The sequence below is a fragment of the Acidobacteriota bacterium genome, from assembly GCA_030697165.1.
Taxonomy (GTDB): domain Bacteria; phylum Acidobacteriota; class Vicinamibacteria; order Vicinamibacterales; family UBA2999; genus 12-FULL-67-14b.
In genome coordinates, this window is sequence record JAUYQQ010000011.1 from 69,683 (window position 1) to 92,994 (window position 23,312).

Consider the following 23,312-nt stretch of genomic DNA (forward strand, 5'->3'; position numbering starts at 1 on the left):
CGCCTAAAGGCGGACGGTACATCGTCGCCAATGTGGCGTCCGGCTTTAGCCGGACCATTCAGGACCGTTTGATCCACGCGTCAATCGTGTTGCGGACCGACAGCAGGTCGTTGCCGGTGCCGGGCATCAGGAGCCATCCGCCGTCTTTTCGTCGAAGGGCGACCACCCCGCGCTCGACCTTGGCATACAGAAAATCCGCTCGCGCGAACGTTCGACGCTTCATCAGGCTGTTGACGTGCATGGTGTCGCCGTCGAGCACGATGCGCGAGAACAGCGCGTCGGCGGTGGCGGCCAGCGCGAAGGCGGCCGCGGCCATGCCGGCGTAGCGCAGCAGGTACGAGTCGCCGTAGAAGAAGAAGTACGACGACATGCCGAGAAACGCGGCGGCCGACGCGCCAATGGCGGTCAGCACCCACGGCGCCATGCGAATGGTGGTTGGTTTGGACATGGGCACAGGCGGGTCTAAAGACCCGCCTCTACTTTCCTTCAGACCCGCCTCTACCTGGTAGCGGCAGAAGGAATCTTGCCGCTCTTTTCCATGGCCGCGACGAACGCGAACATCCGGTCGACCCCTTCCCGCAGCCGGTCGATCGAGGTGGCGTACGACAGCCGGAAGAAGCCGGGCGCGTCGAACCCCTCGCCCGGCGTCACGGCGACGGACACGTCTTTCAAGAGGGCCTCGGCGAGTTCGCCGGTGGTCTTGATGCCCCCGGGCGACAGCAGGTCGGCAACGTACGGGAACAGGTAAAACGCCCCCGAGGGCTTGACGCACACAAACCGGGGATCGGCGGTCAACCAGCCATGCACCGCGTCGCGGCGCTTGCGGTATTCGTCGAGCATCATCGTGAGGCCGTCCTGGGGGCCGGTGAGCGCGGCAATGCCGGCTTTCTGTGTGATCGAGTTGATGTTCGACGTCGCGTGCCCCTGGATGACGTTGCACTGGGCGATCATCGCCTTGGGCCCGATGGCCCAGCCGCATCGCCAGCCGGTCATGGCGTAGCTCTTCGATGCCGAACTGCAGATGACGGTCCGGTCGGGCATGCGGTCGAACAGGATCTTGACCAGGTTGTGCGGCACCGGGTCGTAGATCAGGTGTTCGTAAGTGATGTCGACGATCACCCAGATGCCGCGGGCCGCGGCCGCATCGGCGATCGCGGTCATCTCGGCTTCGGAAATCAACGCACCGGTCGGGTTGCAGGGCGAGTTGATGATGATGGCCTTGGTCTTCGGCGTGACCGCGGCGATGATGGCGGCGGCCTTGATGGCAAAGCCGTCCTCGCGGTGCGTTTGCACCATCACCGGGGTCGCATCGGCCAGCTTGATCTGATCGGCGATGGTCGGCCAGAACGGGCTGTGCGAAATCACCTCGTCACCCTGGTCGAACAACACCATGGCGGCGTTGTAGAGGGCCTGCTTGGCGCCGGCGGAGATGATTACTTCGTCCGGCTTGAGCGTGACGCCGTAGCGCGCGCTGTAGTCGTGGGCGACCGCGTCCCGGAACTCGAGGACGCCCGCCGACGGCGTGTATTTGGTGAAGTTGGCGGTCAGCGCCGCGTGGCCGGCGTCTTTCACGTGCTCAGGCGTGCCGAAGTCCGGTTCGCCCGCGCCCAGGTCGACCACGTCCACGCCCTGGCGGCGCAGGCGATCGGCTTCTGCCGACACCTTCAAGGTGGGTGACACGGTAACGCGGCTCATACGGCGTGCGAAAGTCATCGGTCTGATCCTTGCAAATTAGTCCTGCGCCTTGGGCCGGCCCGCCCGTTTGGCGTGCAGGCGCTCTTCGACAATCGGCGGCACCAGGCCATCGATCTTGCCGTTCAACATGAACACTTCCTTGATCAACCGCGAGCTGATGTAGGTGTACTGCTCGGCCGGCATCATGAAGACCGTCTCGATCTCGGGCGCCAGGTGGCGATTCATCAGCGCCATCTGGAACTCGTACTCGAAGTCCGACACAGCGCGCAGGCCGCGCACCAGCACCGACGCGTTCTTGCGGTGGGCGTAGTCGACCAGCAGGCCGTCGAAGGTCTCGACCTGCACGTTGGGCCGCCCCTTGAACACATCCTCGATCAACGCCACGCGCTCCGATTCCGAGAACAGCGGCGTCTTCTCGGCATTGGCCAGGATTGCGACGATGATCCGGTCGAAGATCCGCGCCCCACGATCGATGATGTCGACGTGCCCGTTGGTCAGCGGATCGAACGACCCCGGGTAGATGGCGATGCGTGGCGAGTGCTGGATGGTCATGAGTAGAAGCTCAAGGCGCTGTCGCCCGATTTAACGGTGCGGGTCACGGTCAATCCGTCCGGAGCCGGCGGCGTGACGCGCGCGGCATGCTCGAGGATCAGCACCGCGCCCGGCTGGCGCTGGCTGGCCGCGTCGCGAACCGCGCTGGCGAGCGCCGGGTAGTCGTACGGCGGATCGAGCACGATGATGTCGAACGGGCCACCGGGCAGCGGCTGCGCCAGTGCGCGCGCTACGGAATCGCGGATGATAGCACAGCGCTTTTCCTCGCCGCAGCGCGCGCGATTCTCTTCGATCAGCTGAACCGCCCGGCGATCCTGTTCCACGCAGGTCGCCGCCGCCGCGCCACGGCTGAGCGCCTCGAGCGCAATCGCGCCGGTGCCGGCGAACACGTCGAGCACCCGGGCGTCCACGACATGGGGCGCGATGATATTGAACAAGGTCTCTCGCAGCTTATCCGAAGTCGGGCGCAGGCCGTCCCACTTTGGTGCCTTGAGTCCCCTGCCCTTGTTCGTGCCGGCGATGATCCGCATTCCTCAATCCATGGTCGCACTAAAGTGCGACCCTACGGTCGTAGGGGCGTGCTTTAGCGCGCCCGTCAGCCAACGGTGATCAGTCCGAACTGGCGCTGCCAGACGCTGCGCACATACTCCTGCTGCGCCTCCGTCAGGGTGCCCCCGTCAACGCGGACGCGGGCCTCTTCGTACGCCCGCTCCAGCAAGTCGACATCACGCGTCAGGTCGCCCGCGCGCAACGTCGGCAAGCCGGACTGGCGCGTGCCGAAGAAATCTCCTGGACCGCGCAACTGCAAGTCGCGCTCGGCAATCACGAACCCGTCCGACGTGTCCGCCATCGCCTTCAGCCGCGCCCGCGCTTCGTCCGTCCACGGCGCCTGGTATAGCAGGACGCAGGTCGAGGCGTGCTCGCCGCGGCCGATCCGCCCACGCAACTGGTGGAGTTGCGACAGCCCGAATCTCTCGGCGTGCTCCACCACTATCAGCGTGGCGTTGGCGACGTCCACGCCGACCTCGACGACGGTGGTCGAGACCAGCAACTGGAGGGCGCCGCTGGTGAAGGCGTGCATGACCCGTTCCTTCTCGTCGCCCTTCATGCGTCCATGCAGCAGCGATACCGTGAACTCCGGGAACACCCGGGTGAGTTCCTCGGCCATCGCGGTGGCGGCCTTCAAATCGATCTTCTCCGACTCCTCGACCAGCGGGTAGATCACGTAGACCTGGCGTCCCCGCCGGATCTCGTCGCGGATCATCTGGTACACCTCGTCTCGACGCGAGTCGGCCTTGACGAGGGTGCGCACCGGCTGTCGGCCCGGCGGCAGGCCGCGGATCACCGACACTTCCATGTCGCCGCACTCGGTGAGCGCCAGCGTCCGTGGAATCGGCGTCGCGGTCATCACCAGCACGTCGGGGTTCAGTCCCTTGGCGGCCAGGGTGCCGCGCTGGACGACGCCGAAGCGATGCTGCTCGTCGATCACCGCCAGCGCCAGGGCCTTGAACTTGACGTGGTCCTGGACCAGGGCCTGCGTCCCGACCACCAGGTTGATCTCGCCGCGCTCGATCGCCGGCAACAAGTCGCGCCGCGTGGCGGCGGTGACGCGGCCGGTGAGCAGGGCGGTGCGGTACGGCCGGCCGTCAAGCACCTTCACGATCGTCCGGTAGTGCTGCTCGGCCAGAATCTCGGTGGGCGCCATCACGGCCACCTGGAACCCGTTCTCCATCGCCACCACCGCCGCGAGCACGGCGACAATGGTCTTGCCCGCGCCGACGTCGCCCTGCAGCAGCCGCTGCATCGGCCACGGGCGCTGCAGGTCGGTGACGATTTCGAGCAAGGCATCGCGCTGGCCCGGCGTGAGCTTGAACGGCAGCACCGCGCGCGCGCACTCGCGAATGCGGTCGTCCACCACGCACACCAGCCCCTTGCGGACCTGCGCGTTCTCGTGGCGCCGCAGGGCCAGGCCCGTCTGGAACACGAAGAAGTCTTCAAAGATCAGCCGGCGCTGCGCCGGCGTCGCGAAGGCATTGAGCGCGTCAACCGGCGTGCTCGCGTCGGGAAAATGCGCCTGCCACAACGCGTCGCGCCGCGACGGCCACTGCTCTTTCGCCAAAATATCCAGGGGCACGGGATCGAACCCGTCCGGCGTCATTTGCTCGAGCGCCTGCCACACGAAGCGGCGCTGCATGTTGGGCGTGACGCTGCCGGTGCGCTCGTAGACGGGGACGATGCGCCCGGTATGCAGCGTGTCAATATCCCGACTCCCGACTCCCGGTTCCCGACTCCCGTCAGGCTCTGCCGTGTCCTTGATGATCTCGAACTCGGGGTCGGTGATCTGCAACCCGCGCGAGCCCCAGAACTCCACCTTGCCGAACAACACCAGGCGCTGGTGAGGCCGAATCACGTCCTTGAGGAATGCCTGGTTCGGCCAGACCACCTGGATCTGCCCGCTCGGATCCTGCACGAGCGCCTGGAACAGCCGGAAGCCGGGCCGGCGGGTCTGGGCCAGGCCGGCGTTCAGCACTTCCCCGCTGATCGCCGCGGTCATGCCCGGGCGTAACGAGATGATGGCCTGGAGCTTGCTGCGGTCTTCGTAGCGGCGGGGAAAGCGGAACAGCAGGTCCTCGACGGTGTGCAGGCCCGCCTTCTTCAAGTCGGCGGCCTTGCGCGGGCCGACGCCCTTCAGGAACTGCAGGGGCAGCTGGAGGACATCCTCGGCCACAAGCGCTATTGCACGACGGTGAAACGGCCGGCCGCGACGTCGATGCGCCGGATCTCGGCCGGCAGTTCGAACGTGTCGTCGATCGACGACCCCTGCGGATTGTCTTTGGTGCGGGTGAAGTAGTTGACCATCTGCGCGAGCAGCGACTTGGGCACCGGAATGCCGCTGACGTCGGCGCGCTCGAGCTCGAAGCGGCCCTTGCCATCGGCGGTGACAATGCGGCCGACCGCGCTCACGGGCAGCTTGCCGGTGAGGTAACTGGTCGGATCGAACCAGCCGCCGCTGCTCTGCGTCTTACGCACGACATCCAGATCGACCACCGCGGTGCCAGTGACCCGGCCCTGGCCGTGCATGGTGATGACCGGCTCGGCCAGCCCGATCGGCAGCAGCGGCCCGGACTTGAACCTGAGGTACGAATTGGTTTCGTCCTGGGTGAACTGCGTGGGACGCGGCGCCTTCGCCTTCGTGTCGGCGTTCGCCTGCACGGTGACGATCTTCTTCTCAAACGACTCGGCAAGCCGGGGCGTCAAGGAAGCGGCGGCAATCAGCGTGGTGCCTGCGACCACGCACCCACCAAGAATCAGTCGCGCGCGCATGCTCTATTCTACCCGCCTTCGCGACCCAATGGTCGCTACGGCGCGGCAGGCCCGCCTTCCCGCCGGGATTTGTCGCGCCGAAGCTCGACCCGGTCAGTTGAGCGGAGGCGGACGCCGAACCGGCGGATTTCCTGGCTGAGCATTGGGACGGTTCTGCTGGCGGGCCCGCATCAGCAGCTCGATCTTGCGGCGCTCGATCTGCTCCTCGAAGATGCGGAAGCGCGCCTGTTGCCGGATGTCGAGCACTTCGTCGAGCGCGGTGTACGCCTTGCGCAGCTCGGCCGCGGTGCGCGACTCGAGTTCCTGCAGCGCGGCCAGCCGCTCCGTGATCATCGCGTCCTCGCTGCGCACGGGCTGCTGGCGCGGGTTGGTCAGGCGCTGCAGTTCGCCCATCAAGCGAAAGCGCTCCTGCTGATTGCTGCGGCGGGTCTCCTGCAGCGCCCGCAGGCGCGTCAGGAACCGCGGATACTGCTCGTCGGTGAGCGACAGCGCCTGCTGCGCCTCCATCACCAGGTACGCGTCGAACAGCTTCTGGATCTCGCCCGGCGTCATGTCGCTGTGGTCGAGTCCGGGCAGCGGTTGGCGGCCCGGCTGGGCCTGGTACTCCTGCGCCGACGCGCTGGTCGACAGCGCAGTCAGCAACACGACGGCGAGCACGATTCGTGGGGTGTTCATGACTTGGCTCGCGTCAGTTCCGCCATCAATAGACGGGTGAGTTCCTGTTGTTCGGTGGCAGTCAGATCGAGCACCGCGAGGTCGGCAGCGCCCGGGGCGACCCCCAGTCCGGCCAACATGGCGGTGTCCCAGTCGAGGTCGCCGACCAGGTCGGCGACGAGGGCGAACCCCTCGTCTACCCGGTCGGTGCTGTCGGTCTCGGCAGGTTCGGTCGCGATCGCGACGGCCGCAGGCATTGCCTGCGGCCGCGGCAAGGCCACGCCGAGCGTCAGCACGAGCAGGGCGAGGGCGCCGATTGGCGCGAGCACGGGCCAGCGCATCCACTGGCGCCAGCCGCCGGCCACCTGCGGCTCGGCGTCGATCGCGGTCCGCACGCGCTCGGACAGGTGCGACCAGAAGAGCGGCGACGGCTCGGGCACGGCCACGGCGAGCGCCTCGCCCAGCACGGTGGCGAGGTCGGCCGCTTGCTGCCGGCAGGCGTCGCAGGTGTCGAGGTGCTGCTGACGCGCCGGGTCGAGCGTCCCTTCGGCGGCGTCGAGCAGTTCGTCGGAAGTCAGATGGTTCATGGTTCGTTCCCGAGAATCTTCTTCAAGTTGGCCAACGCGTGAAAGAAGTTGGCCTTGGTGGCGCCGACTGAGCTGCCGAGGATATCGGCGATCTGCTGGTGCGACAACTCGTGGTACGCCCGCAGGATTAACGTGGCGCGCTGCTTCTTCGGCAGCGAAGCAATCGCCTTGCGAACCGCCGTCGCGCGCTCTTCGCGCAGCAGCGCCGACTGCGCGCCTTCGATGCGGGTGTCTTCGAAGTGATCGGTCGACTCGATCGGATCGGTGGCCGGGGCCTTCGCGCTCACGCGGTTCAAGCACACATTCACCGCGATGCGATAGAGCCACGTCGGCAGCGCCGACTGGCCCTTGAAGGTCTTGATGCCGCGCCACGCGCGCACGAACGATTCCTGCGCGAGGTCGCTGGCATCCTCGTGATTGCCCGCGAACCGGTAGCAGACCTGGTAGACGGTCCGGCGGTGGCGCTCGACGATCACGTCGAACGCGCCGCACTGGCCCTCGGCCGACGCCGTCACCAGCGCCCCATCGTCCAGGGCGCTGTACTCGGTGGCGACGACGGTGATGGCGTCAGCGGGGGTCACCACCGTGACCGTCCACCGGGTGTCAGCCGCCGGGGGCCATGCGTTACGAACAGCCGATCCATGTGTCATGACCGCGGTCCTCTGCTGTAGGAATTAGACCGGCAGCGGGGCGGAAGGTTGAATCAGTATGCGGCAAGCCGCCCGTGCGTGACCGCACCGGGTTGACTTTCGCCTCCTGTTTGCTTACGCTTCCTGTTCAGGGCGAAGAAACGGAGCAACCCGACACCCGGGAGTGCATTTATGCAACCACTCACCAAACGCCAGCGCGAAATTCTCGACTACCTCAACGAGTTCATCCAGCAGCACGGGTACGCCCCGAGCCTGGAGGAAATCGGCGAACGGTTCAGCCTGTCATCACTGGCCACCGTCCACAAGCACCTCACCAACCTGCAGGAGAAGGGGTTCATCCGCCGCGCGTGGAATCGCAGCCGGTCGGTTGAGCTCTTGCCCAGCCGATCGGGCGGCCGCGCTGTCGAGCTGCCCATGCTGGGTTACGTGGCGGCTGGTATGCCCATCGAGGCCGTGGCCGGCACCGAGACGGTGAGCGTGCCCGACTCGCTCATTGCCGGCAAGCGCGACACCTACGTGCTGCGCGTGCGGGGCGAATCCATGATCGACGAGCAGATTCGCGACGGCGACTGGGTGGTGGTCGAAGACCGCAAGACCGCCGACAACGGCGACATGGTGATTGCGCTGGTCGATGGCCAGGACGTGACGCTCAAGAAGTTCTACAAGGAAAGCAACCGCATTCGCTTGCAGCCGGCGAACCCGTCGATGCAGCCGATTTACGTCGACCTCGACGGCGTGCAGATCCAGGGCGTCGTCGTCGGCGTGATGCGAAAATACTAGTTGCTTGCCGGGGCGGCACTTCTTGACGGGGTGGCACCTCTTGACGGGGTTGCACGCCTTGCGGGGAGCGAGTGATAGCCTATTGCTCAAGCAGGCCCCAATATGAGCGACCGCAAACAGATCAATTTCACCATCGTTCCCGAAGACGGTGGTTCCGAGCCGCGCACGTACGCCAACTTCTGCGCGGTAAATCACACCCCGTTCGACTTCACCCTCACCTTCTGCGAAGTGCAGCCGCTGTCGGAGAAGGAGATTCGCGAGGCCGAGGCCGAGCACGTGGTCCGCGCGCCGGTGCGCGCCAAGATCGTGCTGCCGGTGCAGTTCATTCCGACGCTGATCGCGGCGTTGACGGAGAACATGCGCGTCTATTCCGAGTCGCATCAGCCACCGCCGCCCGTGCCGCCCGGCAAGGGACCAATCCACTAGCCGCGGCTTCTCCCGATGAAAACAGCCGCTGCGGTCAGTCGTGTGTTCGACGGTCTCGACCGGCACTACCCAGACGCGGATACGGAACTGGCCCATCGCAACGCCTTCGAGCTGCTGGTGGCGACCATGCTGTCGGCGCAGTCGACCGATGCCCGCGTCAACCTCGTCACGCCGGCGCTGTTCACGCGCTTCCCCGACGCCAGGTCGCTGGCGGCCGCCGGCACGGCGGAGCTCGAGACCCTGATCCACGCCACCGGCTTCTTCCGCCAGAAGGCCAAGTCGCTGCTTGGCATGGCCGCGATACTGGTCGAGCAACACAAGGGCAAGGTTCCGGCCTCAATGGAGGCGCTCACGGCCCTGCCCGGCGTCGGGCGCAAGACCGCCAACGTGGTGTTGGGGCACGCCCTCGGCGTCCCCGGACTGCCGGTCGATCGTCACGTGCTGCGGGTCGCCAACCGGATTGGCCTCGCCCACGGTGATGATCCCGTGAAGGTCGAGGCGCAACTGTGCGAGCAACTGCCGCCGAAGCGGTGGACGCGCGCGTCGGACGACTTGATCCTGCACGGCCGCCGCATCTGCAAGCCGAAGCCCAACTGCCCGATCTGCAACGTGCGTAGTGACTGCGACTTCTTTATGTCGGGGGTCGTGACCAAGCCTAAGGTCCGCCTAACCACCTCCGCCAAGGCTTCGGCGGTCAAGAAGGCGGACGCCACATCGTCGCCGAAGGTCCGGCTGAAGCCGGACGCTACATCGGTGAAGAAGAAGGCGCGGCGATGACCCGCGAGCATTTCAGGGAGCTGGTCCAGGAAGCCATCGACCAGATCCCGCGCCGCTTCGCGCGCGCCATTCATAACGTGGCAATCGTGGTCGAAGACGAGCCCTCGGACGAGTTGCTCGACGACCGGGACATCGATGACGGCGGAACCCTCTTTGGGCTCTACGAGGGCACGCCGCTCACGGAACGATCGGGTTACGGCAACACCCTGCCGGACCGGATCACGTTGTTCCAGGGCCCAATCGAAGACGAGTGCGATAACGACGAGGACGAGATCTTCGTTGAGATTGGTCTCACCCTGATCCATGAGCTCGGCCACTACTTCGGTATGTCCGAGGAGGACATCGCGCCGCACGAGGAACGCTGGTTGCGCGGCGAAGACGACTCGGACGATGACGAGGAGCCGCAGGCATGAGGGCACGCAAGCGGTTCGCGCAGCATTTTCTCGAGCCGGCCTGGGTCGTCAAGGTGGTGAAGGCGGTGGACGCCAGGGCCGACCAAAGCATTCTCGAGATTGGCCCGGGCCGCGCCGCCATTACCCGGCCGCTGGCGGAACAGTGCGGCCGCCTGCTGGCGGTGGAGGTCGATCGCGACCTCGCCGGCGAGTTGGAGGCCACCAAGCCCGCCAACGTCACCGTGATCGTCGGCGACGTGCTCGAGCTGGACCTGGCGGCGTCGCTGTCGGACTGGCTGGGAGCGCCGCTCGGGCCCGGGCACGCGGTGCGGGTGGTCGGCAACCTCCCTTACAACATCTCGTCCCCGATCCTGTTCTCGCTGCTTGAACTCGCCGCCACGACCGGTGGGGTCCGCGACGCCATCCTGATGCTCCAGAAGGAAGTGGCCGATCGGCTGGTGGCCCGGGTGGGCACCGGCGACTACGGCGTGCTGACGGTGCTGACCGCCGTGCATGCCGACGTGACGCGGTTGCTGTCGCTGCCGCCGGGCGCGTTTCGGCCACCGCCACAGGTGCAATCGGCCGTGGTCCGGCTCACCTTTCGACCGCCGGCCGTGGACATTCCCGACATGCCGGGCTTTGTCCGGATGGTCCGGACCATGTTCACCCAGCGGCGCAAGACCCTGTCGAACGCGCTGAAGCCGTTCGGCCTCGAACGGTCGGTGGCGCCAACCGAGGCGCTGGCGCGGGCGGGGATCGAGGGCCAGCGGCGACCCGAGACGCTGGACATGGCCGAGATGGCGGCCCTCTCCCGCGCCTTCGCGGCCACCGATTAGGCACCGATCAAGCACAGACGGTGAGAACCGGTCGGGCCGGAAGTTGAAGCTGTGCTATAGTTTCCGACGAAACCCGCCTCGTTTTCCAGGCGCTCCCAGCGGCCTGAACGGGTGACCTTGCCGGCTCGCCAGAGTCCTCGGTTGCCTTGCTAGTTTTCCCTGGGCGTGTGAGCACGCCTGGCTGGGATATCGCATGAGTGTGTCCGTGCCCGTGGCTCCGGCCGCGGCGCTTGCAGTCGACGTGGTGCCGCTTGGCGGCCTCGGCGAGTTCGGCCTCAACATGATGGCCATCTCGTGTGGGGATACCACTATCGTTGTCGACGCCGGTGCGATGTTCCCCGAAGCCGATCAACTCGGCGTCGACCTGATCATTCCCGACATGGCCTACCTCGAAAGCCGCAAGGGCCAGGTCAAGGCGCTGGTGCTCACGCACGGTCACGAGGATCACATGGGCGCCGTGCCCTACGTGTTGCCGCATCTCGACGGTCCGATCTACGGCACCCCGCTGGCACTGGCGTTTGCGGGCAAGAAGCTCGAAGAGCACGAGCTCGACCCCAAGACCGTCGCTGTCAAGCCCGGCGACGTGATCCCCATCGGTCCGTTCACGCTCGAGTTCCTGCGCGTCACGCACAGCATGCCCGACTGCGTCGCCGTGGTGATTCGCACGCCGCAGGGCGTGTTGCTGCATACCGGCGACTTCAAGGTCGATCAGACGCCGATGGACGGCGAGGCGTTCGATCTGCATGGCTTCGCGCGGCTCGGTGCTGAAGGCGTGCTCGCGATGTTCTGCGACAGCACCAACATCGATCGCCGCGGCTACACCGGCTCGGAGAAGGACGTCGAAGACGGCTTCGAGGAGGTCTTCACCAGCACCGAGGGCAAGATCGTCGTCGCCTCGTTCTCGTCAAGCCTGTACCGGCTGCAGATCGTAGCCGACCTGGCCGCCCAGTTCGACCGCAAGCTGGCGTTCATCGGCCGCGGCATGACCACCAACTCGCAGATCGCGCAGCGGCTGGGCCACCTGCACCTGCAATCCGGTGTCGTCATCAAGGACAGCGACGTCGGGGTGTTTCCCTCGCAGGACGTGGTGTGCCTGGTGACCGGCTCGCAGGGCGAGGCCAACGCCGCGTTGTCGCGCATCGCCATCAACGACCACCGCCACGTGAAGCTGGGCGAAGGCGACCGGGTCGTGCTGTCGGCGCGGGCTATCCCCGGCAACGAGAAGTCGATTGGCCGGGTGATGGACCACCTGGCGCGCCGCGGCGTCGACGTGGTCACGGAGTCGACCAAGCATGTCCACGTGTCGGGGCACGGCGCCGAGGAAGAGATCAAGCTGGTGCTGTCGCTGGTCCGGCCGAAGTACCTGATTCCCGTTCACGGCGAGTTCCGCCACCTGGCGCGGCATGCGAAAGTGGCCCGCTTCGTGACCCGCGGCTTGCCGACGGCGGTCGAGGTCATCACCGCCGAAGACGGCGACGTGGTTCGCTTCGACGCGGAGGGTGGCCGGATCGCGGACAAGGCGCCGGCCGGCCGGGTGTTGATCGACGGCACGCGCATCGGTGAGGTAGACGATGAAGTGCTGCGCGACCGGCGGCACATCTCGATCGACGGCATCATCATGCCGGTGGTGGCGATCAACGCCCGCACCGGGATCGTCGAAGGCGTACCGGAACTGGTGGCGCGCGGGTTCGTGAGCGACGACACCACCGCTGCCCTGCTGCTCGAAGGCGCGCGCGTCGTCAGCAGCGCGATTACCGAATGCAGTGTCGAGGAACGGACCGATCCGGGCTTGATGAAGGAGCGCATTCGCACGGAAGTGCGGCGCTTCCTGAAGAAACGTACGGGCCGGCGGCCCATGGTGCTGCCGGTCGTGATTGAGATTTGAGGAGAGACGCCAGTGGCTGCATCCGGATCCGCCTTGTCGCGCCGCGTCAGCGAAGTGGTTGGGGTCGCGCTGTTCGCGGTGACGCTGATCTGGTTGATCGCGCTGGCGACCTACGACCCGAACGACCCGGCCTGGTTCTTCAGCACGGGCACCCACGACGTGCCGGCCAACTTCGCCGGCCGGGTCGGAGCGTTCCTCGCTGAGCTGTCGTACCAGCTCCTCGGCTACGCGTCGTACCTGCTGCCCGCGGCGGTGGCGGTGGCCGGCTGGCATTACTTCTGGTGCACGAAGATCGATGCCGCCTACACGAAGATGATCGGCGCCACCATGTTGCTCACGTGCGGCAGCGCCTTCCTGGGCCTGACGCTCGGCCGGGTCGACTTCGGGCCGCGCCCGTTCCGCGCCGGCGGCTACCTGGGCGAATGGGTTGGCGGCGTCATGGCCGAGTACCTGAGCCGCACCGGGTCGGTGATCGTCATCCTCGCCTTGATCGTCGCCGCGGTGATCATCTCGACGCAGGTCTCGTTCGGGCGGCTCTTTAGCGCGGTGTTCGTGGCCCTGCAGGGGGTAGCCGCCCAGGGCGGCGAGTCGTTCCGGCTGTGGCGCGAAGAGCGCCGCAAGGCCAAGCAGCGCCGCGAGGTCCTGGTCAAGTACGGCAAGAAGGACGCCGCGGCCGCCAAGGCTGACACACCCGAGAAGAAGACGGCCCGAATCGACCGGCCCGAACCGGTGGTGCCCGCGCGCGCCGCCGCGCGGGTGGTCGAGGACGAGCCAGTCGCCGCCGCCAGGGCCCTGCCGGTCGTCAAGAAGGCGCCGGTACGGACGCCGATGGCGTCGCCGCTGCCGCTGCCGGAGCCCGACCGCAATGTCGAACGCCGCCTCGGGTCGTACACCCTGCCGCCGGTGTCACTGCTCGACGCGGCGAAGGCCGAGACCAAGATCGACGAGCGCGAGTTGATGGAATCGGCGCGCCTGCTCGAAGAGAAGTGCCGCGAGTTCTCGGTCGAAGGGTCGGTGGTGCAGATTCACCCGGGCCCGGTCGTGACCACGTTCGAGTTCAAGCCCGACGCCGGTGTCAAGTATTCGAAGGTCACGGGCCTGTCAGACGACTTGTGCCTGGCCATGCAGGCCGAATCGGTGCTGATCGACCGCATCCCCGGCAAGGCGACGGTCGGCATCCAGATTCCCAATCCCAACCGCGAAGCGATCTCGCTGCGCGAGTTGCTCGAGGCTGACGCGTATACGCGCTCCGCGTCGAAGCTCACGTTCGCGCTGGGGAAGACCATTCACGGCGAGCCCTACATGGCCGACCTGGCCACCATGCCCCACCTGCTGATCGCCGGATCGACCGGCTCGGGCAAGTCGGTCGGGCTGAACGCGATCCTCACCAGCATCCTCTATCGCGCCACGCCGGACGATGTGCGGATGATCATGGTGGACCCGAAGCGCCTCGAACTCGGCATGTACGAGGACATTCCGCACCTGATGACCCCGGTCGTGGTCGAGCCGAAGAAGGCCGCCAACGCGCTGCGCTGGGCCGTGCGCGAAATGGAGGAACGCTACAAGACGCTGGCGTCGTACGGCGTGCGCAACATCGAGCAGTTCAACCGCAATGTCCGCGCGGTGATCGAGTCGGGCGAGGTGCCGGAGGAAGGCAAGCCGACCCGTCCCCTGCCCTTCATCATGGTGGTGGTCGACGAATTGGCCGACCTGATGATGGTGGCCGGCAACGAGGTGGAAGAGTCGATCTGCCGGCTCGCGCAAATGGCGCGCGCCGTCGGCATCCACCTGATCCTGGCCACCCAGCGGCCGTCGGTGGACGTCATCACCGGCTTGATCAAGGCGAACCTGCCGGCGCGCATTTCGTTCCGGGTCTCGTCGAAGATCGACTCGCGCACCATTCTCGACAGCAACGGCGCCGAGCAGCTGCTGGGCAAGGGCGACATGCTCTTCCTGCCGCCGGCCTCGTCGCGGCACATCCGCCTGCACGGGCCCTATATTTCAGAGCAGGAATCGGCGCGCGTCGCCAGCTTCCTGCGCAAGCAGGGCAAGCCCGTCTACGACGAATCGATCACCGAGGAAGAGCGGACCAACAACCAGGAACTGCTCTACGAGAAGGACGACTTGTACGACGAAGCCGCCCGCATTGTGGTGCAGGCCGGCCAGGTCTCGATCTCGTACCTGCAGCGCAAGATGCGGATCGGCTTCAGCCGCGCCGCTCGTCTGGTCGACATGATGGAGGCCGAAGGCCTCGTCTCGCCGGCCACCGGCGGCAAGCCGCGCGAGGTGCTGGTCGGCCGTGAGTACTTCGAGGAGGTCGATGCTCAGCTTCGGTAGGGCTCATCTCGTTCGCGCCAGCGTGGCATTTGCCATCGCGCTCGTGGTGTCGGTGCCGGCCGTGGCGCAGACCGCGCGGCAACGGTATGAGTCGGCGCTCGAACGCGACCAGAAGGTCCGGGTGGTACTGGCCGGCGGTGAGGTCCAGGCCCGTGAGGCGAAGGCCGAGGTCGCGAAGGTGATTGCGGCGTTCGAGGCGGTGGTGCGGCGCTATCCGACCAGCGGCTACTCCGACAACGCGCTCTGGCAGGCCGCCAGCCTGGCGGATGCGGCCTATCAGCGGTTCAACCACGCCGACGATCAGGCGCAGGCCATTCGGCTGTATCGCTGGCTGGTGGCGGAGTATCCGACCAGTTCGTTGGTGCGGCGGGCGAACCAGCAGTTGGCGCAGCTCGCGAAGCCGGCGCCGGTCGCGGCGCCGCTGCTGGCAGCGTCACGGCCCGCGCCAACGGCCGCAGCCAGCCCCGCAGCCACCCTGCTCTCCATTGATCGCACGGTGCTGCCCGACACCGTGCGCATCACCCTCGAACTCGACCGCGAGGTGACGTACCGCGAAGAACGCATTGCTGGTCCGGCGCGGCTGTTCTTCGACCTCAAGGGGGTGCAGTTGACGCCGGCCCTGTTGGACAAGGTCCTGACCTACCCCGGCGACATCGTCAGCAAGATCCGCGTCGGCCGTCATCCCGATTCCACCGTGCGGGTGGTCTTGGACCTCGAAGCGGTGTCGCGGTACAGCGTCTTCACGCTGTACAACCCTTACCGGCTGGTGATCGATGCCGAACGCTCGGTTCGCCGCACGGTGGCGACCCCGTCCACGGTCGCGCCGACATCCATTTCGCCTGAACCACCGCTGGCGATCGCGCTGTCCCAGCCCGAGGTTGCGCGGCCGACCGAGTTCCCGCGGCCGGTAGCGCCGCCATCGCCCACCTTGCCGTCAGCGCCCACGACGACGGCGTCAGTGCCGCTTGCGTCCCCCTCTGCGGCCGCGGCCAATGTTGCCGGCGGCTTCTCGATGGCCCGGCAACTCGGCCTGGGCGTCTCTCGTATCGTGATCGACCCGGGCCACGGCGGCCACGATCCCGGCGTGCTCGGCCGGGGCTTGACCGAGGCCGCCCTCGTGCTCGACGTGGCCCTTCGGCTCGAGAAACTGCTGCAGAAAGAACCCGGCCTGGAGGTCGTGCTGACGCGGCGCACCGACGTCTACATTCCGCTGGAGGAGCGCACCGAACTGGCCAACCGCGAAAGCGCCGACCTGTTCCTGTCGATTCACGCCAACGCCAGCCGCAACGTGGCGGCGAAGGGGATCGAGACCTACTACCTGAGCTTCGCTTCGTCTCCGGAAGCCGAGGCCGTGGCGGCGCGCGAGAACTCGGCGTCGAACCGCGAGATGCACCAGTTGCCCGACATCATCAAGGCGATCACCCTCAACAACAAGCTGGACGAGTCGCGCGACCTGGCGAACATGGTGCAGGAGTCGCTGGTGACGTCGCTGCGCAAGACCAACAAGGAAGTACGCAGCCGCGGCGTGAAGAAGGCGCCGTTCGTCGTGCTGATTGGCGCGGCCATGCCGAGCGTGCTGGCCGAGATCTCGTTTGTCAGCAACCGGCAGGAGCTGGCACTGCTCAAGACCAACGCCTACAAGCAGAGGATCGCAGAGTCGCTGTTCAACGCGGTGATGCGGTATCGCAAGTCGCTGAAGGGCCAGCCGGCCATTGCGTCCCAGGAAGACTAAGCGCGGAACAGGTTGTGCTGGTTGCCGCGCGCCTCGATGATCGTGATCGGGCGGCGTGATCGATACCAGATGTACAGTCCGCCTGCGAGCGGTCCCGCCACGAGCGCCGCCGCCATAATCACGCCGGTGAGGCCAAACGCCGCCACCGACACATCGATCATGCCGAGTTCCTTCGCCGGGTCGTCCGTGACGACCTGGACGATGGTGAGCGTCGGCGCCGTCTGCGTCGGCGTTGGCGGCTGGGGGTCCTGCATGTCTTGATTATCCGCCTAAAGGCGCCCGCCTGCGCGGCCCATGGCCGCTACGGCGAGGCCTCGCCGTAGCTCGAAGAGCGTAGGCGGGGATGCTACAACGGTTAGACACCGGGAAGGCCGCCGCGGGCGACATCCACGAGCGTCCGAATCATGGTGCCCGTCGCGCCCTTCGGCTGCCACGGCTTGCTCTCTTCAGCCCAGGCCGTGCCGGCAATATCGAGGTGGGCCCAGGCGCCGTCGCCGGCAAATTCCTTCAGGAACATCGCCGCGGTGATCGAGCCAGCCGGCCGGCCCGGGCTGTTCAGCATGTCGGCAATCTCGCTCTTCAGCTGCTCGCGATAGTCATCAAACAGCGGCAGCGGCCACACCTTCTCCCCCGCTCGACCCGCGGCCGCGCGCACGTGCTCGACCCACGGCTCCGGTGTACCGAACAGCCCGGTCGTGATCTTGCCCAGCGCGACCACCACGGCGCCGGTCAGGGTGGCGACGTCGACCACATGCGTTGCGCCGAGCTTGCGCGCGTACCAGAGCGCATCGCCCAGGATCAGCCGTCCTTCGGCATCCGTGTTGTTCACTTCGACCGTGAGACCCGAGGCGGCGCGGAGAATGTCGCCGGGCTTGGTCGCCTTCCCACCGGGCATGTTCTCGACCATGGGCACGATCGCCATCGCGCGAATCGGCAGTTGCTGGAGCGCAATCGACCGCAGCGCGGCCACGACCGTTGCGCCGCCGGCCATGTCGTCCTTCATGCGCTCCATGCCGTCTGCGGGCTTGAGCGAAATGCCACCGGTGTCGAAGGTGACGCCCTTGCCGACCAGGCCCAGGGTCGCGCCGGCGGGCGCGTCGGCCGGCGCATAGCGCAGCACCAGCAGCCGCGGCGGCTCCATGCTGCCGCGCGCGACGCCGAGCAGCATCCCCATGCCGAGTGCCTCAATCGCGCGCTCGTCGAGCACTTCCGCGGTGATGCCAGGCACCGAGGCGAGCTGCTGCGCCTTCTCGGCCAGGATGCGCGGCGTCAGGAAGTTGCCGGGTTCGTTGATCAGGACCCGGGCGGCGTTGATCGATTCGCCCGTGGCACGGCCCGTCGCGGCGGCCGCGGCGGCGTCGGGACCGGTCAGGATGACCACGTCCTTCAGGAAGAACTCGCGGTCGCCCCGGCTCTTGTGCACGCCGTTGTCGAAGTTCGCGATCGTCACGCCCTCGGCAATCAGCTCCACGCGAGCGGTCGTCGCCAGCGTCCCCGGCTCGACGTCGGCCCAGGCAATGCGGCCGTGGTGCTGATGACGCGCCGCGTGCGCGGCCGTCGCGGCCATGCGCCGCATGCGTTCGGCGTGAATCTCGGCGCGAGGCCCGCCGCCGACGAAGATCACCCGCGTCGCGCGCCAGTCCTTGCCCGGCGTCCGGGGCACGAACAGTTCACAGGGTTTGGCTCGGAACTCCCCGCGCTCGAGGGCGGATCCCAGGTCGCCGCCGAAGACGGCGTCGTAGGCGCCAATGGCTGAGGCGGTGTGATCCTGCGCGATGGGAATGATGATCAGGTCAACGTCGGCGGCGCCAAGCGCGGCGCTACTGACGGACAGGCGTGGCACTTCGTAGGGGGGAGGCATGTTAGGTTAGAATTCCTTTGCGCCCCGCCTGCAGGGGACCTTGCCATGCAATTACACACAGGCGTCGCTCAGTTCACAGTCCTGGCAGTCAGCGCGCTGCTCGTGATCCCGCACGCCGCGCAGGCCCGCGCCCAGGGCAGCAACAAGAAGCCTAGCTTATCACTCAAGGCGACACCGGCCGTGTCGTTCGCTCCGGCGCGCGTAGTGGTGGTCGCGGAGGTCAAGGGCGGGGCTGACGACAACGAGGAGTTCTACTGCCCCACCGTGGAATGGGAGTGGGGCGACTTGACGACGTCAACGGTCGAAGCCGACTGCGAACCCTACGAGGCCGGCAAGAGCCAGATCAAGCGGCGCTACACCGTTGAACACCGCTACCGGAATGCCGGCAGCTTCCGGATTCGGCTGCTGCTCAAGAAAGGGACGAAGGTTATTGGCAGCTCGAATGCCCTCGTCCAGGTCCGTCCGGGTCTCGGTCACACCGGCGATCAGTAGGCCGCGCTCTGAACCGGCGGCGGCATGCTCGGTGGGGGCGCAATCGGCGGAGGCACTGTGTGCCAGCGGCCGAGGCCGGTCAGAATGGTGCCGCCCAGCCCGATCGTCCACGCTGCAAACTCCACTGACAGGCCCACCACCAGCAAGGCGAACGCCACTGGGCGCAGCGCCTCGGGGCCAACCCCAATCAGCCGCGCCGCAATCGTCGGGCCCATGATCAGGACAAAGCCGATCGTGGTGGCGATGAAGGCGTTACCCGGCTGCCATCCCAGTCGATCTTCCACCCACTCACCCAGGCGGCAGGCCAGCGACGTGAACCCCAGCACGAGCGCAAAGACCGCGATCACGATCGCGATCGGCACCAGCAAGGCCACGAACGGAATACCGACGATGGTGATGGCGAGGCCAATCGAGGCGGCGATCAGGAACGGCACGAAGAAGATCTCCGCGGCCAGGCCCACGAGGCCCGCGCGTACGGGTTCGGCGACAGCGGCGCGGCCACTGCGGGCCACCGCCGGCCGGGCCACCACCAGCACCACCAGCATCAGCACCGCGAGCAACGAGACGCGTGCGAACGTGCCGGCGAGACTCAGCCAGCGGCCGTAGTCGCCAAAGTCAAACGTCGGGAAGAACCCAAGGGTGCGACGGGACCAGTCGCCGAACGAAATGTAGTTGACGCTGCCCGCGTGCCGGGCGCCCTCGTCTCGCTGCAGGCGGCCGTCGACCAGCACGATGTCGCCGCGCACGTCGGCCGTCCCGGTCAGCCGCAGGTCGCCGCCGACGACGACAATGCCGTCGCGGACGCGTCCATCGACCACCAGCGAGCCGCCGACGACCACCGCGACGTCGGTGACCTCTTCATCGCGTTCGATGTGAACGTCCTGGGCCAGGGCCACCCGTGTGCCGGTGAGCCGGTAGGTCGTGGGCTCGGTGACCTGTGCGGCCACCGCGCCTTGCGACAGAACCCCGGCCAAGACGATTGTCAGCAGCGCTTTTCGCATCAAGGACCCCTCGAATGTGGAGTCCGGCTTTAGCCGGATTGAACCCACTCGTACGGACGAGGGTAAACCACAGTAAGTTCCCCGCCGGGGTGACACTGTTGGCCGGGGTTGACGCCTCTTGACGGGGCAGAACCATCGGCCGGGGGCGCTAGAAGCGTCCCAGCGGCTCGGCGACCTGCAGCTTTGCGCCGGTGGCGGCAATCACGGCCTCGAGGGTCGTGTCGCTGGCGATCTCTTTCAGCAGCAATCCATCCGGCGTAACGTCGATCACCGCCAGCTCGGTCACGATCTGGTTGACCACTTTCACGCCCGTCAGCGGCAGCGTGCATGCGGGCAGGATCTTGTGGCCGCCGTCCTTCGTGGTGTGTTCCATCGCGATCACCACGCGCTTGGCGCCGGCCACCAGGTCCATGGCGCCGCCCATGCCCTTGACCATCTTGCCGGGGATCATCCAGTTGGCGAGGTTGCCCGCTTCGTCCACCTCGAGCGCGCCCAGCACGGTGAGGTCAATGTGTCCGCCGCGCACCATGGCGAACGAATCGGCGCTGCTGAAGTACGACGTGCCCGGCAGTTCCGTCACCGTCTCCTTGCCGGCGTTGATCAGGTCGGCATCGACCTCGTCTTCGCCCGGGTACGGTCCCACGCCCAGCATGCCGTTCTCGGAGTGCAGCGTGATCTCCACACCCGGAGGCACACAGTTGGCGACGAGCGTCGGCATGCCGATCCCCAGGTTCACGTAGTCGCCGTCCCTGAGGTCCTGGGCGATGCGGCGAACAATGCGATCGCGTTTATCCATTGCGGACCGTCCGTTTCTCGATGCGCTTGACGTAGGAGGGTCCCTGCAGCAACCGCTTCACGAAGATCCCTGGTGTGTGGATGCCATCCGGTTCGAGCGCCCCGGCCTCGACCAGCTCCTCGACTTCGGCAATGGTGTGGCGCGCCGCGGTGGCCATCACGGGATTAAAATTGCGCGCGGTCTTGCGGTAAATCAGGTTGCCGACGCGGTCGCCCTTCCACGCCTTGACGAACGCGAAGTCGGCGGCCAGCGGCGCCTCGAGAATGTAGGTGCGGCCGTCGATCACGCGGCTCTCCTTGCCTTCCGCGATCAACGTCCCGGCGCCGGTCGGCGTGAAGAACCCGCCAATGCCGGCGCCCGCGGCGCGCATTCGTTCCGAGAAGGTGCCCTGCGGCACCAGCTCCACCTCGATTTCCTTCTGGAGGAACTGCCGCTCGAACTCCTTGTTCTCGCCGACGTAGGTCGAGATCATCTTGCGCACCTGGCGCGACTTGAGCAGCGGTCCCACTCCGTAGTCGTCGATGCCGGCGTTGTTACTGATGATGGTCAGGTTCTTGGTGCCGCGGCGGTGCAGGGCCGCGATCAGGTGTTCGGGAATGCCGCAGAGCCCGAAGCCGCCCATCATGATGCTGGCGCCATCGGGAATCGCGGCGACTGCCTCGTCCGCAGTTGCCAGGACCTTATTCATCCGACGATTATAGGCAGGAAGACTTGGTGCGCGCCGCTTCGGCGAAGAACTTTCGGATCGCCTCGCGATCTTCGAGTCGATCGGACAGAGCCACCAGTTCGGCGGCCATGGCGCGCAGCAGCGGTTTGATCTCGGCGCTGTTCGACGCCAGCACGCTCTCCCAGACGCTGGCTTGGCTGCTGGCGAGCCGCGTCGTGTCGCGCAGTCCCTTCCCCGCCCACTTCAGGTTGTCCTCGCCGACCGCCCGCGCCGCGGTCACCATCAAGGCGCTCGCAACCAGTTGCGGCAGGTGACTGACGGCCGCCATGAGCCGATCGTGCTCCTCGCCGCGATCGGGCAGCACCACCGGGCGGGCGCCAAGCGCCTCGACGAACCTCACGGCGCGACGGACGGCGTCTGGGGCGTCGGGATTGGTCAGGAACCACGCCCGGCCGTCGAACAGGTCGGCGCGGGCTTCCGATGGCCCCGTGCTGGTGCCCCCCGCCATGGGATGGCCGCCGACAAACTGTGGCAGCCGGGCCGCCGCGGCAGCGGCCATGATCGCGCGCTTGGTGCTGCCGGTGTCGATCACGAGCGCCTGCGGATGCATGACCGCGCTGAGGCGCGGCAGCACCCGGATGATCACATCCACCGGCATGGCCAGCACCACGACCAGCGAGTCGCGGATCGACTCGAGGGGGTCACCCCGGTCGACGGTGCGGACCTCGAGCCCTGGCCACCGCCGGGCGGCCGCCAGCGCCACGGAGGTGCCGATCAGACCGGGACCGACGATGGCGAGCCGGGGCTGCGTGTCAGGCAATCAGCGAGCCCATCCCCTTCGCGCGACCGGCTCGAGACAGATGCTGCGGCCGATGGCCGGGGCAATGATCCGCAGTTCCGCCATCAGTCGATCGAACTGTGACGGGAACATCGACTGCGCGCCGTCGCTCATGGCGTGGTCGGGGTCGTTGTGCACCTCGATGATCAGGCCGTCGGCGCCGGCCGCGACCGCCGCGCGCGCCATTGGCGCCACCTTGTCGCGCCGGCCCATGCCGTGGCTCGGGTCCACGAAGATCGGCAGGTGCGACAGTTCCTTCACGATCGGGATGGCCGACAGGTCGAGCGTGTTGCGGGTGAACGTCTCGAAGGTGCGGATGCCGCGCTCGCACAGGATCACGTCGGTGTTGCCGCCGGCCAGGATGTACTCCGCCGACAACAGCCACTCCTCCATCGTCGCGGCGATGCCGCGCTTCAACAGGATCGGCTTGCGCGTGCGTCCGAGTTCGCGCAGCAGGGTGAAGTTCTGCATGTTGCGGGCGCCGACCTGGTAGATGTCGGCGTACTTGCCGATCACTTCGATCTGGCTGGCGTCCATGACCTCGGTCACGAGCTTCAGGTCGTGGGCGTTGGCGCCCGAGCGCAGCAACTGTAGCCCGGCTTCGCCCATGCCCTGGAAGCTGTAGGGCGACGAGCGCGGCTTGAAGGCGCCGCCACGCAGGATCTTGGCGCCCGCGCGCTTGACCGCAGCGGCGGTGGCGTGGACCTGCTCTTCACTCTCGGCGGAGCAGGGGCCGGCGATCACGATCACTTCGTCGCCGCCAATGCGGAGATCGCCAATGGTGATGATCGTGTCTTCGGGCTTGAAGGTGCGGCTGGCCAGCTTGTACGGCTGGGTGATGCGCAGCACTTCGTGCACGCCGGCCATCAGCTCGATCAGCCGAGGGTCGGCCTTGCCACCACCGACCACGCCCAGCACGATGCGCTCGGCGCCGGTGGACCGGTGCACGTCCATCCCCATCCCGACGAGGCTCGCGATGACGGCTTCGACCTCACCATCACTCGCCCGCTCTTTCATTACGACAACCATG

At 66.9% G+C, this 23,312-nt stretch carries 25 protein-coding genes; 9 read left to right on the forward strand and 16 right to left on the reverse strand.

The genetic code is table 11. The annotated features are described in order from the left end of the window. Nucleotides 1–58: 58 nt before the first annotated feature. The 9 genes from Q8T13_11690 to Q8T13_11730 all read right to left on the reverse strand — a co-directional run bounded on the left by Q8T13_11690 (nt 59) and on the right by Q8T13_11730 (nt 7,462). Nucleotides 59–448, reverse strand: a complete 390-nt coding sequence (locus Q8T13_11690; GenBank protein MDP3718417.1) for a hypothetical protein — start codon at nt 446–448, stop codon at nt 59–61. A gap of 50 nt (nt 449–498) precedes the next feature. After that, the gene (locus tag Q8T13_11695; protein MDP3718418.1) at nt 499–1,680 is read right to left on the reverse strand and encodes a pyridoxal phosphate-dependent aminotransferase; all 1,182 of its coding nucleotides are present in this window, start codon (nt 1,678–1,680) and stop codon (nt 499–501) included. Nucleotides 1,681–1,731: 51 nt separating this feature from the next. Then, on the reverse strand, nt 1,732–2,247 hold the full coding sequence (gene coaD / locus Q8T13_11700) for a pantetheine-phosphate adenylyltransferase (protein ID MDP3718419.1): 516 nt from the start codon (nt 2,245–2,247) through the stop codon (nt 1,732–1,734). Continuing rightward, nucleotides 2,244–2,777, reverse strand: coding sequence for a 16S rRNA (guanine(966)-N(2))-methyltransferase RsmD (gene rsmD / locus Q8T13_11705; GenBank protein MDP3718420.1), 534 nt, complete (start codon nt 2,775–2,777; stop codon nt 2,244–2,246). Before rsmD ends, coaD begins: the two co-directional genes overlap by 4 nt. A 65-nt stretch (nt 2,778–2,842) precedes the next feature. Beyond that, complete coding sequence (gene recG / locus Q8T13_11710) at nt 2,843–4,975, reverse strand: ATP-dependent DNA helicase RecG (protein MDP3718421.1); 2,133 nt, start codon at nt 4,973–4,975, stop codon at nt 2,843–2,845. Between the two features lie 5 nt (nt 4,976–4,980). Then, the gene (locus Q8T13_11715) at nt 4,981–5,571 is read right to left on the reverse strand and encodes a hypothetical protein (protein MDP3718422.1); all 591 of its coding nucleotides are present in this window, start codon (nt 5,569–5,571) and stop codon (nt 4,981–4,983) included. Between the two features lie 93 nt (nt 5,572–5,664). Then, nucleotides 5,665–6,246, reverse strand: a complete 582-nt coding sequence (locus Q8T13_11720) for a hypothetical protein (GenBank protein MDP3718423.1) — start codon at nt 6,244–6,246, stop codon at nt 5,665–5,667. Continuing rightward, nucleotides 6,243–6,812, reverse strand: coding sequence for a hypothetical protein (locus Q8T13_11725; GenBank protein MDP3718424.1), 570 nt, complete (start codon nt 6,810–6,812; stop codon nt 6,243–6,245). The genes Q8T13_11720 and Q8T13_11725 overlap by 4 nt, the downstream gene beginning before the upstream one ends. Then, on the reverse strand, nt 6,809–7,462 hold the full coding sequence (locus Q8T13_11730; GenBank protein MDP3718425.1) for an RNA polymerase sigma factor: 654 nt from the start codon (nt 7,460–7,462) through the stop codon (nt 6,809–6,811). Before Q8T13_11730 ends, Q8T13_11725 begins: the two co-directional genes overlap by 4 nt. Before the next feature lie 171 nt (nt 7,463–7,633). On the opposite strand from Q8T13_11730, the gene lexA reads away from it, so the two are divergent. From lexA to Q8T13_11770, 8 genes are all read left to right on the forward strand, one after another. After that, nucleotides 7,634–8,242, forward strand: coding sequence for a transcriptional repressor LexA (gene lexA / locus Q8T13_11735; protein ID MDP3718426.1), 609 nt, complete (start codon nt 7,634–7,636; stop codon nt 8,240–8,242). Nucleotides 8,243–8,344: 102 nt separating this feature from the next. Then, nucleotides 8,345–8,668, forward strand: coding sequence for a DUF3467 domain-containing protein (locus tag Q8T13_11740; GenBank protein ID MDP3718427.1), 324 nt, complete (start codon nt 8,345–8,347; stop codon nt 8,666–8,668). Nucleotides 8,669–8,683: 15 nt separating this feature from the next. Continuing rightward, nucleotides 8,684–9,445, forward strand: a complete 762-nt coding sequence (nth, locus tag Q8T13_11745; protein MDP3718428.1) for an endonuclease III — start codon at nt 8,684–8,686, stop codon at nt 9,443–9,445. Next, the gene (locus Q8T13_11750; GenBank protein ID MDP3718429.1) at nt 9,442–9,858 is read left to right on the forward strand and encodes a metallopeptidase family protein; all 417 of its coding nucleotides are present in this window, start codon (nt 9,442–9,444) and stop codon (nt 9,856–9,858) included. The genes nth and Q8T13_11750 overlap by 4 nt, the downstream gene beginning before the upstream one ends. Next, nucleotides 9,855–10,673, forward strand: coding sequence for a 16S rRNA (adenine(1518)-N(6)/adenine(1519)-N(6))-dimethyltransferase RsmA (gene rsmA / locus Q8T13_11755; GenBank protein ID MDP3718430.1), 819 nt, complete (start codon nt 9,855–9,857; stop codon nt 10,671–10,673). The genes Q8T13_11750 and rsmA overlap by 4 nt, the downstream gene beginning before the upstream one ends. Before the next feature lie 193 nt (nt 10,674–10,866). Further along, entirely contained in the window at nt 10,867–12,558 is a 1,692-nt protein-coding gene (locus Q8T13_11760; protein MDP3718431.1) for a ribonuclease J, read from the forward strand. Between the two features lie 12 nt (nt 12,559–12,570). After that, the gene (locus Q8T13_11765; protein MDP3718432.1) at nt 12,571–14,895 is read left to right on the forward strand and encodes a DNA translocase FtsK; all 2,325 of its coding nucleotides are present in this window, start codon (nt 12,571–12,573) and stop codon (nt 14,893–14,895) included. Beyond that, nucleotides 14,879–16,627 carry an N-acetylmuramoyl-L-alanine amidase gene (locus tag Q8T13_11770; protein ID MDP3718433.1) on the forward strand — a complete coding sequence of 583 codons (1,749 nt, stop codon included), beginning with the start codon at nt 14,879–14,881 and terminating at the stop codon, nt 16,625–16,627. Before Q8T13_11765 ends, Q8T13_11770 begins: the two co-directional genes overlap by 17 nt. Here Q8T13_11770 and Q8T13_11775 read toward each other — a convergent pair. Then, nucleotides 16,624–16,881: a hypothetical protein gene (locus Q8T13_11775; protein MDP3718434.1), complete on the reverse strand. Its 258-nt coding sequence runs from the start codon at nt 16,879–16,881 to the stop codon at nt 16,624–16,626. The genes Q8T13_11770 and Q8T13_11775 overlap by 4 nt on opposite strands. Before the next feature lie 101 nt (nt 16,882–16,982). After that, nucleotides 16,983–18,488 carry a leucyl aminopeptidase gene (locus tag Q8T13_11780; GenBank protein MDP3718435.1) on the reverse strand — a complete coding sequence of 502 codons (1,506 nt, stop codon included), beginning with the start codon at nt 18,486–18,488 and terminating at the stop codon, nt 16,983–16,985. Between the two features lie 45 nt (nt 18,489–18,533). On the opposite strand from Q8T13_11780, the gene Q8T13_11785 reads away from it, so the two are divergent. Continuing rightward, nucleotides 18,534–18,980, forward strand: coding sequence for a hypothetical protein (locus tag Q8T13_11785; GenBank protein ID MDP3718436.1), 447 nt, complete (start codon nt 18,534–18,536; stop codon nt 18,978–18,980). Here the strand turns inward: Q8T13_11785 and Q8T13_11790 are convergent. The 5 genes from Q8T13_11790 to aroF form a co-directional block, all read right to left on the reverse strand. After that, the gene (locus Q8T13_11790; GenBank protein MDP3718437.1) at nt 18,974–19,981 is read right to left on the reverse strand and encodes a hypothetical protein; all 1,008 of its coding nucleotides are present in this window, start codon (nt 19,979–19,981) and stop codon (nt 18,974–18,976) included. The genes Q8T13_11785 and Q8T13_11790 overlap by 7 nt on opposite strands. Before the next feature lie 148 nt (nt 19,982–20,129). After that, nucleotides 20,130–20,777: a CoA transferase subunit B gene (locus Q8T13_11795; GenBank protein MDP3718438.1), complete on the reverse strand. Its 648-nt coding sequence runs from the start codon at nt 20,775–20,777 to the stop codon at nt 20,130–20,132. Continuing rightward, the gene (locus Q8T13_11800; protein MDP3718439.1) at nt 20,770–21,465 is read right to left on the reverse strand and encodes a CoA transferase subunit A; all 696 of its coding nucleotides are present in this window, start codon (nt 21,463–21,465) and stop codon (nt 20,770–20,772) included. Before Q8T13_11800 ends, Q8T13_11795 begins: the two co-directional genes overlap by 8 nt. 7 nt (nt 21,466–21,472) lie before the next feature. Further along, nucleotides 21,473–22,264, reverse strand: a complete 792-nt coding sequence (locus tag Q8T13_11805) for a prephenate dehydrogenase/arogenate dehydrogenase family protein (GenBank protein MDP3718440.1) — start codon at nt 22,262–22,264, stop codon at nt 21,473–21,475. Then, entirely contained in the window at nt 22,265–23,311 is a 1,047-nt protein-coding gene (gene aroF / locus Q8T13_11810) for a 3-deoxy-7-phosphoheptulonate synthase (GenBank protein ID MDP3718441.1), read from the reverse strand. Nucleotide 23,312: the final 1 nt, after the last annotated feature.

Coding starts and splice junctions, on each gene's coding strand:
- Q8T13_11690 (MDP3718417.1), bottom strand. CDS start 448: ATGTCCAAACCAACCACCATTCGCATGGCGCCGTGGGTGCTGACCGCC.
- coaD (MDP3718419.1), bottom strand. CDS start 2,247: ATGACCATCCAGCACTCGCCACGCATCGCCATCTACCCGGGGTCGTTC.
- rsmD (MDP3718420.1), bottom strand. CDS start 2,777: ATGCGGATCATCGCCGGCACGAACAAGGGCAGGGGACTCAAGGCACCA.
- Q8T13_11715 (MDP3718422.1), bottom strand. CDS start 5,571: ATGCGCGCGCGACTGATTCTTGGTGGGTGCGTGGTCGCAGGCACCACG.
- Q8T13_11720 (MDP3718423.1), bottom strand. CDS start 6,246: ATGAACACCCCACGAATCGTGCTCGCCGTCGTGTTGCTGACTGCGCTG.
- Q8T13_11725 (MDP3718424.1), bottom strand. CDS start 6,812: ATGAACCATCTGACTTCCGACGAACTGCTCGACGCCGCCGAAGGGACG.
- Q8T13_11730 (MDP3718425.1), bottom strand. CDS start 7,462: ATGACACATGGATCGGCTGTTCGTAACGCATGGCCCCCGGCGGCTGAC.
- lexA (MDP3718426.1), top strand. CDS start 7,634: ATGCAACCACTCACCAAACGCCAGCGCGAAATTCTCGACTACCTCAAC.
- Q8T13_11740 (MDP3718427.1), top strand. CDS start 8,345: ATGAGCGACCGCAAACAGATCAATTTCACCATCGTTCCCGAAGACGGT.
- nth (MDP3718428.1), top strand. CDS start 8,684: ATGAAAACAGCCGCTGCGGTCAGTCGTGTGTTCGACGGTCTCGACCGG.
- Q8T13_11750 (MDP3718429.1), top strand. CDS start 9,442: ATGACCCGCGAGCATTTCAGGGAGCTGGTCCAGGAAGCCATCGACCAG.
- rsmA (MDP3718430.1), top strand. CDS start 9,855: ATGAGGGCACGCAAGCGGTTCGCGCAGCATTTTCTCGAGCCGGCCTGG.
- Q8T13_11760 (MDP3718431.1), top strand. CDS start 10,867: ATGAGTGTGTCCGTGCCCGTGGCTCCGGCCGCGGCGCTTGCAGTCGAC.
- Q8T13_11770 (MDP3718433.1), top strand. CDS start 14,879: ATGCTCAGCTTCGGTAGGGCTCATCTCGTTCGCGCCAGCGTGGCATTT.
- Q8T13_11775 (MDP3718434.1), bottom strand. CDS start 16,881: ATGCAGGACCCCCAGCCGCCAACGCCGACGCAGACGGCGCCGACGCTC.
- Q8T13_11780 (MDP3718435.1), bottom strand. CDS start 18,488: ATGCCTCCCCCCTACGAAGTGCCACGCCTGTCCGTCAGTAGCGCCGCG.
- Q8T13_11785 (MDP3718436.1), top strand. CDS start 18,534: ATGCAATTACACACAGGCGTCGCTCAGTTCACAGTCCTGGCAGTCAGC.
- Q8T13_11790 (MDP3718437.1), bottom strand. CDS start 19,981: ATGCGAAAAGCGCTGCTGACAATCGTCTTGGCCGGGGTTCTGTCGCAA.
- Q8T13_11795 (MDP3718438.1), bottom strand. CDS start 20,777: ATGGATAAACGCGATCGCATTGTTCGCCGCATCGCCCAGGACCTCAGG.
- Q8T13_11800 (MDP3718439.1), bottom strand. CDS start 21,465: ATGAATAAGGTCCTGGCAACTGCGGACGAGGCAGTCGCCGCGATTCCC.
- aroF (MDP3718441.1), bottom strand. CDS start 23,311: ATGGTTGTCGTAATGAAAGAGCGGGCGAGTGATGGTGAGGTCGAAGCC.